This window comes from Phycicoccus sp. Soil748 (assembly GCF_001428025.1).
Classification (GTDB): domain Bacteria; phylum Actinomycetota; class Actinomycetes; order Actinomycetales; family Dermatophilaceae; genus Pedococcus.
The window spans coordinates 516,828-532,788 of record NZ_LMSC01000007.1; the positions used below are offsets into that span (position 1 = coordinate 516,828).

The following is a 15,961-nucleotide window of genomic DNA, read 5'->3' on the forward strand; positions in this document are numbered from 1 at the left end:
CCAGCTGTCGTGGCCGGGTGGTCACGGTGGTGCGGGTCAGCGCCCGGCAGGCACCCTCTCCGCACGGTCGCCTTCCGGTGACTCGTCGCCCTGGTCGGTCCCGTCCACCCGGGCGGACCCGTGGTCGTCGTCGACCATCGTGGACTCGTCGAAGGGCAGGTGGCCGGCGAGCACCGCGTCGAGGCGGGGCCGGTCGAGCTCGCCCACCCAGTGGCCGATGAGCACCGTCGCGATCGAGTTGCCGGCGAAGTTGGTCAGCGCCCGCGCCTCGCTCATCATGCGGTCGATGCCGACGATGAACCCGACACCGTCGACGAGGTCGGGGCGGTGCGACTGCAGGCCACCGGCCAGGGTCGCCAGGCCGGCGCCGGTGACGCCGGCGGCGCCCTTGGAGGCGATGATCATGAACAGCAGCAACGAGATCTGCTGGCTGAGGCTGAACGGCTTGTCCATGGCGTCGGCGATGAACAGCGACGCCATCGTCAGGTAGATCGCGGTGCCGTCGAGGTTGAACGAGTAGCCGGTCGGGACGGTGATGCCGACGACGGGACGGGAGACCCCGGCGTGCTCCATCTTCGCGATGAGGCGGGGCAGGGCCGACTCCGACGACGAGGTCGACAGGATGAGCAGGAACTCGCGACCCAGGTACCTCAGCAGCGAGAACACGTTGACACCGGTGAAGGCCTTGAGCACCAGGCCGAGGACGACGAACACGAACAGCGCACACGTGATGTAGAACGCGATCATCACCTGGGCCAGGCTCTTGAGCGCGTCGAGCCCGGTGGCGCCGACGACGGCTGCCATCGCGCCGAACGCACCGATCGGCGCGGCGTACATGATCATCGCCATGAGGCGGAAGACGAGCCGCTCGAAGTGCTTGATGCCGACGAGGATCGGCTCACCGGCGCGGCCCATCTTCTGCAGCGCGAAGCCGACCAGCAGGGCCACCAGCAGCGCCTGGAGCACCGAGCCGGCCGTCAGGGCGGAGACGAGCGTGTCGGGGATGAGGCCGAGGACGAAGTCGACCGTGCTCTCGCTCTTCTCGCCGACCTGGGCTTGGCCGGTCTTGGCGAGGGCGTCGGTGAGGTGCAGCCCGGCGCCGGGCTTGACGATGTTGCCCACCACCAGGCCGATCGCGAGCGCGAAGGTCGACATGGTCAGGAAGTAGCCGAGGGCCAGGCCGCCGACCTTGCCGACCTGCGCGGCCCGGCGGACCGAGCCGATGCCGAGGACGATGGTGCAGAAGATGATCGGCGTGATCATCATCTTGATCAGGTTGACGAAGCCGGTGCCAAGCCACTTCAGCTTGATCCCGAAGTCGGGGAAGGCGAACCCGACGATGATGCCCAGGACCATCGCGACGATGACCGCGAGGTAGAGGTAGTGCGTCCGGTCACGGCGGGGTGCCGGGCGGTCGACGGCGTTGTCGGCTGCGGTGCTCACGTGTTCTCCAGTGGACTCGGTCCCGGGCAGGCCGGGAGGGGTGAACTCCGGACGAGTATGGGCGCCGCAGTGGCTAGGGTCACCCTTGTGTTCTTTGAGTTCCGGTGGGCCCACGGCCCCGCCGGGGTCCCCGGTGCGGCGGTATGGCGCTGAGCCCGGGCCGCTGGGCCCCCTCACCCGGGCGGTGGAGCGTCGCCGCCCAGACCTTCGCCCTGCAGGTCCTCGTCGCCCTGCTCGTGGTCGGCATCGGCACCGGCGCGGCGTACGCGCAGGCGCAGCGCGCGGGCACCCAGGAGGCGACGGCGCGGGCGCTCGCAGTGGCGCGGACGGTGGCCAGCGCCCCCGAGGTGGTGGCCGCGGTGCAGACCGCCGACCGTGCCGGGCGGTTGCAGGCCTTCGCCGAGGACGTGCGACGCCACACCCGGACCGACTTCGTGGTCATCATGAGCCCCACCGGCACCCGGTTCACGCACCCGGACACCTCGCTCATCGGCAAGCAGTTCATCGGCCACATCGAGCAGGCGCAGCGCGGCGGCACGGTCGTCGAGGACTACACCGGCACCCTGGGTCCGTCCCGCCGCGCGGTGGTGCCGGTCAGGGCGGGCGCCGGCGACGACGGCCCGGTGGTCGGCCTGGTCGCGGTGGGCATCCGCAAGGCGGCGGTGAGCCGCCGGCTGGAGGGCCAGCTGGTCGCGCTGCTCGGCGCGGGCCTCGCCGCAGCGGTGCTCACCGGGATCGCGACGGCGCTGGTCGCCCGCCGCGTACGGCGCCAGACCCACGGCCTGGGGGAGCGGCAGCTGCGCGAGATGGTCGAGTACTACGACGCCGTCCTGCACGCCGTGACCGAGGGGCTGCTGCTCATCGACCTCGAGGGCAGGCTCCGGCTCGCCAACGACGAGGCCGTCCGGCTCCTCGGGCTCGGCGAGGGCGCGGTGGGGCAGCCCGTCGCGGACCTCGGGCTCTCGGGCCCGCTCACCGACGCGCTCACCGACGAGACGCCGCGCGAGGACGAGCTGCACGTCACCGCGGCCCGGGTGCTCGTGCTCAACACCGCGCCGGCCCGCTGGGACGGTCGCGCCCTGGGCCACGTCGCCACGCTGCGCGACCGCACCGACCTCGAGCACCTCACCGGCGAGCTCGACTCGGCTCGCGGGCTGACCGAGGCGCTGCGCTCGCAGGCCCACGAGTCGGCCAACCGCCTGCACACGATCGTCTCGCTCATCGAGCTCGGTCACCCCGACCGCGCGCTGGAGTTCGCGACCGAGGAGCTCGAGCTCTCGCAGCTGCTCACCGACCGGGTCGTGGCGGGCATCGAGGAGCCGGCGTTGTCGGCCCTGCTGCTCGGCAAGGCGGCCGAGGCCGGCGAGCGCGGCATCGACCTGCGCATCGGCGAGGGCGCCGTCTGGCCCGTGGACGCACTACCGGCGCGCGACGTCGTCACCATCGTGGGCAACCTCATCGACAACGCCTTCGACGCCGTCGCAGGTGAGCCGGGGGAGCGGCAGGTGCGGGTCGACGCGGTCCGTGACGGTGGTGACGTCGTGCTCACCGTCGCCGACACCGGCCCCGGCCTGCCCCCGGGCGCCGTGGCGAAGGCGTTCGAGCGCGGGGTGTCGTCCAAGGACGAGGGGCAGGAGGGTCGGCGCGGCATCGGGCTGGCGCTGGTGTCCCAGAGCGTCAGCCGCCTCGGCGGCTCGCTGTCGGTCGACGGAGGCCCCGGCGCGGTGTTCACCGTGCGCCTGCCGGTGGCCGGGCCCGCAGGTGCGGGGGTGGTGACCGGTGGCTGACACGCCCCTGCAGGTCCTGGTCGTCGAGGACGAGCCGGTCGCCGCCCAGGCGCACGCCGCCTACGTGGCGCGGGTCGACGGGTTCGCGGTCGCGCGCACGGTCGGCACGGCCGCTGCGGCCCTCCAGGCCCTGGCCGCGACGCCGGTCGACGTGGTGCTGCTCGACATGAACCTGCCGGACGGCCACGGGCTCGACGTGATCCGCCGGATGCGCGCCGCCGGCCACCGGGCCGACGTCATCGCCGTCACCTCGGCCCGCGACCTCGAGGTCGTCCGCGGCGCGGTGTCGCTCGGCGTCGTCCAGTACCTGCTCAAGCCGTTCGTGTTCGCCACCCTCCGCGACCGGCTCGAAGCCCACCTCGCCTACCGCCGCCAGCTGCCGTCCTCGGCGCGGGTCGACACCCAGGCCGAGGTCGACGAGGTGCTCGCCGGGGCTCGCCCGTCGCCGCGCGCGTCGGTGCCCAAGGGCATGAGCGAGGACCTCCTCAGCCGGGTGACGCGCGCCCTGCGTGACGGCACGAGGGACAGCGGCCTGTCCGCGAGCGAGCTGGGCGAGGCCGTCGGGGTCAGCCGGGTGACGGCCCGCCGCTACGCGGAGTACCTGTGCGACGCGCGGGTGGTGGTGCGCAGCTCCCGGTACGCCGGGCAGGGGCGCCCGGAGGTGGAGTACCGCTGGGTCGGGTGACGCGGCCCGGCCCTGACGCCTAGCCGATCTCGGCCAGGCGTGGCGCCACCCGCTCGCCGAACGCCGTCACCGTGGCCGCAGGGTCGGGAGCCATCGCCCGGAGGTGGATGTGCTCGACCCCGAGGTCGGCGTAGGCCTGTGCGGTGCGCAGGAAGCCGTCGACGTCCGCGAGCGGGTCACCCTGCGGCCCCATCACGGTCTTCTCGATCGTCGCGTAGTCGCGTCCCAGGTCGTCGCAGTGGCGCCGCAGCACCTCCAGCTTGTGGGCGAGCTCGTCCGCGCCGGAGACGATCAGGTTGGTGGCGTCGGCGTACTGCGCGACCAGCCGCAGCGTCTTCTTCTCCCCGCTGCCGCCGACCACGATCGGCGGGTGCGGCCGGGTCAGGGGCTGCGGCACGTTGATCGTCTCGGCCAGCTGGTAGTGCTTCCCCTCGAACGGGCCCTCGTCGTCGCTCCACATCTGCTGGACGATCTGCAGGGTCTCCTCGAGGCGCTCGAACCGCTCGGCGACCGGCGGGTAGGGCACGCCCAGCGCGAGGTGCTCGCGCTCGTACCAGGCCGCACCGATGCCCAGGAACGCCCGACCGCCGCTCACGACGTCGAGGGTGGTGGCGATCTTGGCGAGCAGCCCGGGGTGCCGGTACGTCACGCCCGTGACGACGGTCCCGAGCTTGACCCGTTCGGTCGCCCCGGCCAGGAACCCGAGCGTCGTGTAGGCCTCCAGCATGGGGTCGTGGGCGGTGCGGAAGAACTCCATCTGGAAGTAGTGGTCCATCACGGTCAGCCACGAGGCGCCGGCGGCCTCTGCCGCTGCCGCAGTGGAGCGCAGGGCGGGGGCGTACGACGCCGGGCCCTGCGGGATGGTGAAGTCGAGGAAGTGGAATCCGAAGCGCATGGTCGAAGTCTGCGCCCCTTTCCCGCCCTCGGCGCGTCGGGGACCGCGCGTCGTGCAGCTGCCGCGGTGGCCGCGGCGAGGCCTCAGCCGTCGAGCGCCTTGAGCAGTGCGATGCAGAAGGTCACCTCGTCGGCGTCGCCGTCCTTGGCGGCCCAGCCGGCGTTGATGGCGGTGTGGACGTAGGACCACGCGAGCGCCTCGTCCTCGTCGATGCCGGCCGCGTCGCAGGTGACCTCGACCCGTCGCCGGACCAGGTAGCGGAACGCCGAGCCGGTCCCGAGCTCGTCGCGGCGGTTGCGCAGCAGCGGCTGGACCTCGAACCCCGGGTGGCCGGCAACGGCGTTCGGGTCGATCGCCACCCACGCCGGGCGGTCGGAGCCGGGGAGGCTGTGCAGGACGTTCTCGTTGTGCAGGTCGCCGTGCAGCAGCGTCGCGTCGCAGGCGGGGTCGGAGAGCAGGTCGTCGAGCAGTCCCGCCGTGCGCTCGGCCATGCGCCGGGGCAGGACCGAGCCCTGCCCGAGCAGCGGGGCGGCGTGCCGACGGACGTGGGCCGAGAGCCTGCCGACCTGGGGTGGGGCCGGGACGTGCAGCCGGGCCAGCAGCTCGCCGGTCACCTCACAGGCCGCGTCGACGTCGAGGCCCCGGAGGTCGTGGCTGCTGTCGAGCGGCTCCAGCAGCAGCGCGCTGCGGTGCGGGTCCGCGGCCACGAGCCGCACGGCGCCGTGGCCGTCCCACAGCCGCAGCGCCAGGGCCTCGTCGCGCGCCTCGACGTGCGGCCAGCCGACCTTGAGGGCAAGGGGTGCCCCCTCGCGCAGGACGGGGAGCACGACCGAGGTCCAGCCGGTGCGTGCGGGGCCGGTCACGGTGAGGTCCCAGTCGTCGAGCAGGTCGGCCAGCAGCTTCGGCAGCCCGGCCGCCCACGCGCTCCCGGACGGTCCACCGACCGCGCCTTCCTCGGCGGTGAAGCGCTGGACGAACGCCAGGAAGGCCGGTGGCAGCAGCGCCGCCGCGTCCTGCACGCGGGTCACGCGGGTGCCACGAGCCCGGGGAAGGGGGTCAGGGCGACGCCCCACCGTGAGGCCAGGACCTCGGTGTCGGCGAGCCACTGCACCACGGCGCCGAGCGGCCCGGCCTCACCGCCGGTCGAGCCGAGGTCGCGGGCCCCCGTGGCCAGCAGCTCGGTGAGCAGGTGGGCCGCGAGCTTGCGGGCCGCAGCCGGCGTCGCGACGGGGTACGGCAGCGGGTAGGCGAGCGGGGGTGGCGCTGCGGCCGGCCCGGCCAGCGCCTCCTGGCGTCCTTGGCGGGCCTCGAGCACCGCGAGGGTCGTGCGGGCGAGAGTCCGCTGCGCGCCGGTGGGGGACTGTGCCGCGACGACCTGGAAGCCGTACACGGCAGCGCGGGTGCTCTGGAGGTACGACGCCGCCAGCGACGGCTCGGACCACTTCGGCTCCGGCCAGGTCGTCGGCGTCCCGAGCAGGGCCGCGGCAGCCGCACGCTGCGCGAGCAGGGCCCCCGCCAGGGGGAGGACCTCGGCGGGAACCCCGGCGAGGTCGGTGATCGCCGCGGGACCGAGGTCGCCGGCCTCAGAGGCGGCCAGGGCCTGGGGCCCGGTGACCGCCCCCGCGGTCGCCCCGGACGAGGCACCAGGGGACTGGGTGGACGAAGGGCCGGACGAAGGGCCGGCCGAGGGTGAGGTCGTGGTGGCGGTGCCGTCCGGCTCCTCGGCGCCGTCGACCACCGAGACCGGTACGCCGAGGCGCAGCAGCTCGGTGCGCAGCACCTCCGCCTGGCGCGTGTGCAGGACGGCGAGCCGCGCCGGCAGGGCCTTGGCCGGGCCGCCCAGGGCCGTCGCCTCCGCCGCGAGGTCCAGGCTGTGGCGCCTCAGCGCGAGCAGGAACGGCTCGCCCCTTAGCGGCCGCCGCTCCGGCGCCCCGCCCCCCCGACGTGCGTCGCCCTCGAGCCGGATCCCGCACGCAGCCAGCGGGGCCGACACCAGCGCCGACACGAGGGCCACGGTCCCGAACCGGGCGCCCGCGGCGAGCACGTCCCGCCGCGTCGGGCACGACGGCGTACCGGGTCGGTGCTCGGGCATGCGCCGATCATGGCACGCGGGTGCGGCCCGTCCGTGCAGGGCTGTGGCAGGGATGTGCTGGCATGCATCGCGCCTGCGCCGTGGATAGAGTGGGCGCGCACCACCACCAGAACTTCAGAGAGGACGAGTCAGTTGAGCGTCAAGGACCAGATTCGTCCCGCGGTGGAAGGCCCCCTCGCGGCCCTCGGGCTGCTCGTCGAGGACGTGGCCGTGACGCCCGCCGGCAAGCGCCGGCTCGTCCGCATCTGGATCGACCGCGTCCTCGAGGCGACCGACGGTCCCACCACGACGGCCACCGACCCCCTCAGCCTCGACGAGGTGGCCGACGCCACCCGCACGATCGGGGACGCCCTCGACGAGGCCGACGCCATGGGGGAGCAGCCCTACACCCTCGAGGTGACCTCGCCCGGCGTCGACCGACCGCTGACCGAGCCACGTCACTACCGTCGCAACATCACCCGCCTCGTCACCCTCACCCCGCTCGAGGGGGCCCCGGTCACCGGGCGGCTGGTGAGCGCCGACGACGAGGGCGTCACCGTCGAGGTGCCGGCCACGAAGAAGACGCCGGCACGCACCGAGCAGCACCCGTACTCCGCCCTGTCGCGGGCTGCCGTGGAGGTCGAGTTCTCCCGCCCCGGCGCAGCGCCGGGCCCCGCCAACGACGGTGACGAGCACGACGACACCGACCTGCACGACGACGTCGACGAGACCGACGACGACACCGAGGAGAGCTGACATGGACATCGACCTGACCGCCCTGCGGGCCCTGGAGCGCGAGCGGGACATCTCCCTCGACATCCTCATCCCTGCCATCGAGCAGGCCCTCCTCGTCGCCTACCACCGCACCGACGACTCCTACCGCCACGCACGCGTCGAGCTCGACCGCAAGACCGGGCACGTCATCGTGTGGGCGCGCGAAGAGCTCGAGACGCCCGAGCCCGCCGAGGGCGAAGAGCGTCCGCCCCGCGAGTTCGGGCCCGAGTTCGACGACACCCCGACCGGCTTCGGCCGCATCGCCGCCGCGACCGCGCGGCAGGTCATCGTGCAGCGCCTGCGCGACCTCGAGGACGAGGCGATCATGGGCGACTTCAAGGGCCGTGAGGGTGACGTCGTCGCCGGCGTCATCCAGCAGAGCCCCGACCCGCGCCACGTCACGGTCGACTTCGGCACCGTCGAGGGGATCCTGCCCCTCGCCGAGCAGGTGCCGGGGGAGAAGTACGTGCACGGCGAGCGCCTGCGCTGCTTCGTGGTGTCCGTGCGCCGCGGGCCCAAGGGACCGCAGATCGGCCTGTCTCGCACCCACCCCAACCTCGTGCGCAAGCTCTTCGCCCTCGAGGTGCCCGAGATCGCCGACGGCTCCGTCGAGATCGCGGCCCTGGCTCGTGAGGCCGGTCACCGCACGAAGATCGCCGTGCACTCCAAGGTCGCTGGACTCAACGCCAAGGGCGCCTGCATCGGCCCGATGGGCGCCCGCGTCCGTGCGGTGATGACCGAGCTGCACGGCGAGAAAATCGACATCGTCGACTACTCCGAGGACCCGCGGACGTTCGTGGCCGCGGCCCTGTCGCCCTCGCGGGTGGAGTCGGTCGAGATCGTCGACCCGCAGCTGCGCTCCGCCCGGGTCGTCGTGCCCGACTACCAGCTGTCCCTGGCCATCGGCAAGGAGGGCCAGAACGCCCGCCTCGCCGCCAAGCTCACCGGCTGGCGCATCGACATCCGCCCGGACACCCAGGCCGACCCCGCCGGCGCCTCGAGCGCGGGGCGCGGTGCGCCGCGTACGGGGGCCTCCGAGGGGTCCGCAGGGCGTCGCAGCAGCACGGGTGACGCACCCGGGCGCCAGTAGGGGATAGACTGGTGGGGACCGACCGGACTGGACTCCGGACCGCAGCACGCACCACCACCCCCCGCTCCACGACCCGGGTACCCACCCGGACGTGTGTGGGGTGCCGCGGGACGGATAGCTGGTCGGCCCTCCTGCGAGTGGTCGCGGAGACGGACGATGCCGGGGTGACCCGGTTGGCGCCGGACCCGCGTCGCCTCCTGCCGGGGCGTGGCGCATGGCTGCACCCGACGGGGGAGTGTCTCGAGCAGGCCCTGCGCCGCCGGGCGTTCGGCCGGGCGCTGCGTGTCGGCTCCGGGCCTGACCCGGCAGCCGTCGTGGCCTACGTCGAGGCCCACACCGAGTCGCCGCACGGCGGCCCGGCCGGCACCACCGCAGGATGAGCACCTCGAACCAACCGTCCATCGCTATGGGAACCGAAAGCGGGTTTGACGCTGATGAGCACCCGATGAGAACTCAGCAATGAGCTCCCCCCAGCAGTAACGACGGTCCGCGCCTGTCCTGGCACGGACCAGGAACAGGAGAAACGTGGCCAAGGTCCGTGTAAGCGCGCTCGCCAAAGAGCTCGGCACCGACAGCAAGACGCTGATCGCCCACCTCAACAGCATCGGCGAGTACGTCAAGACCGCCAGCTCGACCATCGAGGCACCGGTCGTCCGCAAGGCGACCGAGACGTTCCCCGCGGAGAAGCGTTCCGCGGGCGCCAAGCCCTCGCCCGCCAAGGCGGCACCGGCACCGGCAGCCCCCGCTGCCAAGCCGGCTGCCGAGGCGGCCCCCGCCGCACCTGCGGCGCAGACCCCGTCCGCCCCGGCTGCCGCCCCCGCGGCCCCGGCAGCGGCGACGCCTGCCCCCGCAGCCCCCGCTGCCAAGGCAGCGCCCGCCCCGGCGGCCCCCGCGCCCCGTACGGCGCCTGCCCCGGCGGCTCCCGCGCCTGCCGCCCCCGCTGCCCGGTCGGACGTCCAGTCCGCCCGCGACGGTGGCAAGCAGACCTCGGGCGTCCCGGCGTCCCCGCGACCCGGCAACGCGCCGCGTCCTGCGGGTCCCGGCGGTTCCGGTGCGCCGCGTCCCGGCGCCCCGCGCCCCGGCAACAACCCGTTCGCGCCCTCGCAGGGCATGCGCACGGGTCGTGACGGTGGCCGTGAGGGTGGCTCGCGTGAGCCCGCCCGCCCCGGCAACAACCCGTTCGCGGCCTCCCAGGGCATGCCGCGCCCGCAGAGCCGTCCCGGTGGCCCCGGTGCTGCCGGCCCGCGCCCCGGCGGCACGGCCGGCCCGGGTGGACCCCGTCCCGGTGGTCCCCGCCCGAGCCCCGGCATGATGCCCGACCGCAGCGCGGTCGGCCGTCCCGGTGAGCGTCCCGCGCGTGGCGGCGGCCGTGGCCCCGGTGGCCCCGGCGCCGGTCGCGGTCCGGGTGGCCCCGGCGGTCCCGCCGGTGGTGGCTTCGCCGGTCGTCCCGGTGGCGGTGGCTTCCGTGGTGGCGCCGGTCGTGGCTCCACTGCCGGTGCCTTCGGCCGCGGTGGCGGTCGCCCCGTGCGCGGACGCAAGTCCAAGCGTGCGAAGCGCCAGGAGTTCGAGCAGATGCAGGCTCCGTCGCTCGGTGGCGTGAGTGTGCCCCGTGGCAACGGTGACACCCTCATCCGCGTGCGTCGCGGCTCGTCGCTCAGCGACTTCGCCGACAAGATCAACGCCAACCCCGGTGCGCTGGTGACGGTGCTCTTCCACCTCGGCGAGATGGCCACGGCCACCCAGTCGCTGGACGAGGACACCTTCAAGCTGCTCGGTGCCGAGCTCGGCTACAACATCGAGGTCGTCTCCCCCGAGGAGGAGGAGAAGGAGCTGTTCGACGCCTTCAACATCGACCTGGAGACGGGTATCGAGGGTGAGGACGACGAGGACCTCGAGGCCCGTCCGCCGGTCGTGACCGTCATGGGTCACGTCGACCACGGAAAGACCCGCCTGCTCGACGCCATCCGCAACGAGGACGTCGCCGGTGGCGAGTCCGGTGGCATCACCCAGCACATCGGTGCCTACCAGGTGCACAAGGTGCACGAGGGCGTCGACCGTCCGATCACCTTCATCGACACCCCGGGTCACGAGGCGTTCACCGCCATGCGTGCCCGTGGTGCGAAGGTCACCGACATCGCGATCCTCGTGGTCGCGGCCGACGACGGCGTGATGCCGCAGACCATCGAGGCGCTCAACCACGCCCAGGCTGCGGACGTCCCGATCGTCGTGGCGGTCAACAAGATCGACGTCGAGGGTGCCAACCCGTCCAAGGTCCGCCAGCAGCTCACCGAGTACAACCTGGTGGCTGAGGAGTACGGCGGCGAGACCATGTTCGTCGACGTCTCCGCCAAGGCCGGCCAGAACATCGACGCCCTCCTCGAGGCCGTCCTGCTGACGGCCGACGCGGCGCTCGACCTGCGTGCCAACGCCGACCGCGACGCCCGCGGTGTCGCGATCGAGGCCAACCTCGACCGTGGCCGTGGCGCCACGGCCACGGTGCTGGTCCAGGCCGGCACGCTGCACGTCGGTGACGCCATCGTCACGGGTTCGGCCTACGGCCGCGTCCGCGCGATGCTCGACGAGCACGGCAACAACCTCACCGAGGCGGGCCCGTCCCGTCCCGTGCAGGTGCTCGGCCTCTCCTCGGTGCCGCGCGCCGGTGACACCTTCGTGGTGGCCCCGGACGACCGCACGGCCCGCCAGATCGCCGAGCGCCGTGAGGCGGCGGACCGCCAGGCCAGCCTGGCCAAGGCCCGCAAGCGCATCTCCCTCGAGGACCTCAACGAGGCGCTCGCGGCCGGCAAGGTCGAGACGCTCAACCTCATCCTCAAGGGCGACGTGTCCGGTTCCGTGGAAGCGCTCGAGGACGCCCTGCTCCAGATCGACGTGGGCGACGAGGTCGACCTGCGGATCATCGACCGCGGCGTCGGTGCGATCACGATGAACAACATCAACCTCGCGATGGCGTCCGACGCGATCATCATCGGCTACAACGTCCGGGCCGAGGGCCAGAACGCCGACTACGCCGACCGCGAGGGTGTGGAGATCCGCTACTACTCGGTGATCTACCAGGCCATCGAGGAGATCGAGGCAGCGCTCAAGGGCATGCTCAAGCCGGAGTTCGAGGAGGTGGAGCTCGGCACCGCCGAGATCCGCGAGATCTTCCGCTCCAGCAAGTTCGGCAACATCGCCGGCTCGATCGTCCGCAGCGGCGAGATCAAGCGGGGCACCAAGGCCCGCATCACCCGCAACGGCGTCGTCGTGGCGGAGAACGTCGAGATCGCCGGCCTGCGCCGGTTCAAGGACGACGTCACCGAGGTCCGCGACGGCTTCGAGTGCGGCATCAACCTGGGGTCCTACAACGACCTCCAGCTCGGCGACCTCATCGCCACGTACGAGATGCGCGAAAAGCCGCGCGCCTGATGTACGCAGCGTGAGCCCGGGGGCGGCCGTAGGGTCGCCCCCGGGCTCCGCGGGTCCCGGACGAGCCCTCCGGGACCTGCGCGGCTCCGCGGAGCCCCCGCCCCGCCGCGCCCCCGACCACCCCACCTAGGAGACTGCGCATGGCTGACACCGGACGCGCCCGCAAGATCGCCGACCGGATCAAGGTCCTCATCGCGGCCAACCTCGAGTCGATCGTCAAGGACCCCGACCTCGGTTTCGTGACCGTGACCGACGTCCGCGTCACCGGCGACCTCCAGCACGCCTCGGTCTTCTACACCGTCTTCGGTGACGAGGCCCAGCGCGCGAAGACGGCCGCCCTGCTCGAGAAGAACAAGGGCCGGCTGCGCTCGTTCGTCGGCGGGCAGATCCAGATCCGGCTGACCCCGAGCCTGGACTTCTTCGCCGACGCCATCCCCGAGACCGCCTCGCACCTCGAGGACCTCCTGCGCGAGGCCAAGGAGCGCGACGCCGCCGTGGCCGCGGCCGCCGCCCGGGCGAAGTACGCCGGCGACGCCGACCCGTACCGCCGTGACGAGGAGGACGACGACGTCGACCTCCCCGGTGGCGAGGACGCCTCCGTCGAGGCCTCGCCCGCCCGCGACGAGGACGGTACGGCGCCGGATGCCCGCGCCTGACGGCCTGCTCGTCGTCGACAAGCCCGCCGGCTGGACCAGCCACGACGTCGTGGGCCGCGCCCGGCGGCTCTGCGGCACCCGCAAGGTCGGGCACGCCGGGACCCTGGACCCCATGGCCACCGGCGTGCTGGTCCTCGGCATCGGCCGCGCCACCAAGCTCCTGACGTTCCTCGTCGGCTGCGACAAGGACTACACCGCCACGATCCGGCTCGGGCAGACCACGGTCACCGACGACGCCGCGGGCGAGGTGACGGCGACGACCGCGGCCGACGGCGTCACCCGGTCCGCGCTGGACGCCGCGGTCGCCGCGCTGACGGGTGAGCTCGAGCAGGTCCCCAGCAGCGTGTCGGCCATCAAGGTCAAGGGTGAGCGCGCCTACCACCGGGTGCGGTCGGGGGAGGACGTCGTGCTGGCCGCCCGACCCGTGACGGTGAGCCGGTTCGACGTGCTCGACGTCCGCGTCGCCGACGCGCTGGGCGTCGCGGTGGTCGACGTCGACGTGGCGGCGACCGTGAGCTCGGGCACCTACGTGCGAGCCCTGGCCCGCGACCTCGGGTCCGCCCTGGGTGTCGGTGGCCACCTCACCGCCCTGCGCCGGACCCGCGTCGGGGCCTTCCGCCTCGAGGACGCCCACTCGCTCGAGGACCTCGGCGCCCTGGACGGACCCGAGGTCGTGCCGGTGACGCCCCTCGCCGAGGCGGCCCGCGCGCAGTTCGCCGTGCGGGAGCTGACGCAGGAGGAGGCCCGGACCATCGGTTACGGCCAGCGGGTCGAGTCCGCCCAGCCGGGACGCACCGAGCCCGTCGCTGCCCTCGCCCCCGACGGCACGCTGGTGGCGATGCTCGACGAGTCCGGCACCAAAGCCAGGTCGCACGTCGTGTTCGCCCCGGCGGGTTCGTAGAGTGTCCTCCGTGCACCGCTGGACCGACCCCACCCAGACCCCGGGCACGCTGCGACCCAGCGTGGCGACCTTCGGCAACTTCGACGGCGTCCACCGTGGGCACCGAGCCGTCCTCGGCCGCCTCGTCGCCGAGGGCACCGCCCGGGGGCTGCCCGCCGTGGCGGTGACGTTCGACCCGCACCCGGCGGCGATCTTCGCCCCCGAGCACGGACTCGAGCTGATCACGCCCGGGCCGCTGCGTGACGACCTGCTTGCCGAGACCGGCATCGACGGGCTGCTCGTCCTCGACTTCACGCGCGAGTTCGCAGACCAGAGCGCCGAGGAGTTCATCGTCCGCACCTTCGTCGAGACGCTCGGCGTGCAGGCGCTGGTCGTCGGGGCCGACACCCGTGGCTTCGGACGCGGCTACACCGGCGACGTCGGGACGCTGCGCCGGCTGGGGGAGCAGCACGGGTTCGAGGTGGTCGTCCTGGAGGACCTCGGTGAGGGCGAGCGCTGGTCGTCCTCCGCCGTTCGCCGCCACCTCACCGCCGGCGAGGTCGCCGAGGCGGCCGCCATCCTCGGCCGGCCGCACCGCATGCGGGGGACCGTCGTCCACGGCGCCCACCGGGGGCGCGAGCTCGGCTACCCGACCGCCAACCTCGCCGACGACGCGCTCGGCCTCATCCCGGCCGACGGCGTCTATGCCGGCTGGCTCACCCGCACCACGCTGGCGACCGACGAGCCGGACCGCACCCTGCCTTGCGCGGTGTCCGTCGGCACCAACCCCACCTTCGACGGGACCGTCCGCACCGTCGAGGCCTACGTGCTCGACCGCACCGACCTCGACCTCTACGACGAGCAGGTCAGCGTCGAGTTCGTCGAGCACATCCGGCCCACGCTGCGCTTCGACTCGGTGGAGGAGCTGCTCGAGGCCATGGCCGGCGACGTCGAGACGTGCCGCCGCGTCCTGGCCTCAATCGTCCCCTCCTGAGCGTCGTGCCCCGCCCCAGCCGCCCGCGGCCCGCGCGTGACGGGTTCTGGGCGCGAGCCGGTGGCGGCGCCGGCCTCTGGGCCCGCAGCGACTGGGGCCTGGTCGTGGCCGCCCTCGGCCTGTCGGTGCTGGGCGCGCTGCTCGTGTGGTCGGCGACGCGGCACCAGGCCGGCACCGCCTACCTGCTGCGGCACCTGCTCACCACCGCGGTGGGCGTCGGGATCGCGGCCGCGGTGACCCGCACCGGGTACCAGCGGCTGCGCGCCATCGCCCCGCTGCTCTACCTCGTCGCGGTCGGCGGCCTGCTGCTCGTCCTGACGCCCGTGGGGACCACGGTCAACGGCTCGCACTCGTGGATCCTGCTCCCTGGCGGCTTCTCGGTGCAGCCCTCCGAGCTCGCCAAGGCCGCTCTCTGCCTCGGGCTGGCGATCATCCTCGGCGAGCGGCTCGACCGCGGCGCCCAGCCCGACGTCCGCGACCTGCTGTTCGCCGTCGCGGTGGCCGCGGTCCCGGTGCTCCTCGTGCTGCTGCAGCCCGACCTGGGCTCGGCCCTGGTGCTCGGAGCGGTGGCGCTCGGGGTCGTCGCGGTCGCCGGCACCCCGAAGCGCTGGCTGGCGCTGTCGGTGGGGCTCGTCGCCGCTGCGGTCACCCTGGCCCTGACCACGCCGGTGCTCAGCGGATACCAGCGCGACCGGCTCACGGCGTTCATCGACCCGCAGGCCGACCCCCAGGGCATCGGCTACCAGACGCGGCAGGTCCGGATCGCCATCGGGTCCGGCGGCTGGCAGGGGCAGGGGCTGTTCCAGGGCCACCAGACCCAGGGCGGGTTCATCCCGTTCCAGCAGACGGACTTCGTGTTCTCGGTGGCGGGGGAGGAGCTCGGGTTCCTGGGGGCGGCGGGGCTGCTCCTGCTGCTCGGGTTCGTCGTACTGCGCGCCGTGCTCGTCGCGGCCCGGGCGCGGGACGCCTTCGGCCGGCTGATGGCCGTGGGCGTGGCCACCTGGCTGCTGTTCCAGGTGTTCGAGAACGTCGGGATGAACCTCGGCCTCACCCCGGTCACCGGGCTGCCGCTGCCGTTCCTCTCCTACGGCGGGTCGTCGATGTTCGCGTGCTGGCTCGGGATCGGGCTGGTCAACAACGTCCACCTCTCGACCCGCGAAGGGTGACCCGGGACCTTCGGCCAGATTCGTGGGCGATCTCCTCCGCGAGCGTGGAGGGCGTGGCACTATCCACCAAACCCCACCCCCGAGCCGAGGAAGGTCA

At 73.5% G+C, this 15,961-nt stretch carries 14 protein-coding genes; 10 read left to right on the plus strand and 4 right to left on the minus strand.

What is annotated here, in order from left to right; translation table 11 throughout:
- Positions 1-36: 36 nt before the first annotated feature.
- On the minus strand, positions 37-1,443 hold the full coding sequence (locus ASG70_RS10215) for a cation:dicarboxylate symporter family transporter (protein ID WP_056883694.1): 1,407 nt from the start codon (positions 1,441-1,443) through the stop codon (positions 37-39).
- A gap of 143 nt (positions 1,444-1,586) precedes the next feature.
- Between ASG70_RS10215 and ASG70_RS10220 the strand changes: the two genes are divergently transcribed.
- Together ASG70_RS10220 and ASG70_RS10225 are read left to right on the plus strand one after the other, a co-directional pair.
- The gene (locus tag ASG70_RS10220) at positions 1,587-3,230 is read left to right on the plus strand and encodes a sensor histidine kinase (RefSeq protein ID WP_056883695.1); all 1,644 of its coding nucleotides are present in this window, start codon (positions 1,587-1,589) and stop codon (positions 3,228-3,230) included.
- The gene (locus ASG70_RS10225; protein WP_056883696.1) at positions 3,223-3,915 is read left to right on the plus strand and encodes a response regulator; all 693 of its coding nucleotides are present in this window, start codon (positions 3,223-3,225) and stop codon (positions 3,913-3,915) included. Before ASG70_RS10220 ends, ASG70_RS10225 begins: the two co-directional genes overlap by 8 nt.
- Positions 3,916-3,934: 19 nt before the next feature.
- Here ASG70_RS10225 and ASG70_RS10230 read toward each other — a convergent pair whose 3' ends face one another.
- The 3 genes from ASG70_RS10230 to ASG70_RS10240 all read right to left on the minus strand — a co-directional run bounded on the left by ASG70_RS10230 (position 3,935) and on the right by ASG70_RS10240 (position 6,902).
- Entirely contained in the window at positions 3,935-4,810 is an 876-nt protein-coding gene (locus ASG70_RS10230) for an LLM class F420-dependent oxidoreductase (protein ID WP_056883697.1), read from the minus strand.
- Between the two features lie 83 nt (positions 4,811-4,893).
- Entirely contained in the window at positions 4,894-5,838 is a 945-nt protein-coding gene (locus ASG70_RS10235) for an aminoglycoside phosphotransferase family protein (protein WP_056883698.1), read from the minus strand.
- Positions 5,835-6,902 (minus strand): DUF4439 domain-containing protein, encoded by a 1,068-nt coding sequence (locus ASG70_RS10240; protein ID WP_056883699.1) that lies wholly within the window; start codon positions 6,900-6,902, stop codon positions 5,835-5,837. Before ASG70_RS10240 ends, ASG70_RS10235 begins: the two co-directional genes overlap by 4 nt.
- Before the next feature lie 132 nt (positions 6,903-7,034).
- On the opposite strand from ASG70_RS10240, the gene rimP reads away from it, so the two are divergent.
- From rimP to rodA, 8 genes are all read left to right on the plus strand, one after another.
- Positions 7,035-7,637 (plus strand): ribosome maturation factor RimP, encoded by a 603-nt coding sequence (rimP, locus tag ASG70_RS10245; RefSeq protein WP_200949240.1) that lies wholly within the window; start codon positions 7,035-7,037, stop codon positions 7,635-7,637.
- Position 7,638: 1 nt separating this feature from the next.
- Positions 7,639-8,745: a transcription termination factor NusA gene (gene nusA, locus ASG70_RS10250; protein ID WP_056883701.1), complete on the plus strand. Its 1,107-nt coding sequence runs from the start codon at positions 7,639-7,641 to the stop codon at positions 8,743-8,745.
- Between the two features lie 137 nt (positions 8,746-8,882).
- On the plus strand, positions 8,883-9,125 hold the full coding sequence (locus tag ASG70_RS10255; protein ID WP_235531440.1) for a YlxR family protein: 243 nt from the start codon (positions 8,883-8,885) through the stop codon (positions 9,123-9,125).
- A 145-nt stretch (positions 9,126-9,270) separates the two neighbouring features.
- A complete protein-coding gene (gene infB, locus ASG70_RS10260) occupies positions 9,271-12,168 on the plus strand; it encodes a translation initiation factor IF-2 (RefSeq protein ID WP_056883703.1) in 2,898 nt (965 codons plus the stop codon).
- A 140-nt stretch (positions 12,169-12,308) separates the two neighbouring features.
- Positions 12,309-12,824, plus strand: coding sequence for a 30S ribosome-binding factor RbfA (rbfA, locus tag ASG70_RS10265; protein ID WP_056883704.1), 516 nt, complete (start codon positions 12,309-12,311; stop codon positions 12,822-12,824).
- The gene (truB, locus tag ASG70_RS10270) at positions 12,811-13,725 is read left to right on the plus strand and encodes a tRNA pseudouridine(55) synthase TruB (RefSeq protein ID WP_056883705.1); all 915 of its coding nucleotides are present in this window, start codon (positions 12,811-12,813) and stop codon (positions 13,723-13,725) included. Before rbfA ends, truB begins: the two co-directional genes overlap by 14 nt.
- Positions 13,726-13,735: 10 nt before the next feature.
- Complete coding sequence (locus ASG70_RS10275) at positions 13,736-14,698, plus strand: bifunctional riboflavin kinase/FAD synthetase (RefSeq protein ID WP_056884136.1); 963 nt, start codon at positions 13,736-13,738, stop codon at positions 14,696-14,698.
- Positions 14,699-14,703: 5 nt separating this feature from the next.
- The gene (rodA, locus tag ASG70_RS10280; RefSeq protein ID WP_082590663.1) at positions 14,704-15,864 is read left to right on the plus strand and encodes a rod shape-determining protein RodA; all 1,161 of its coding nucleotides are present in this window, start codon (positions 14,704-14,706) and stop codon (positions 15,862-15,864) included.
- Positions 15,865-15,961: the final 97 nt, after the last annotated feature.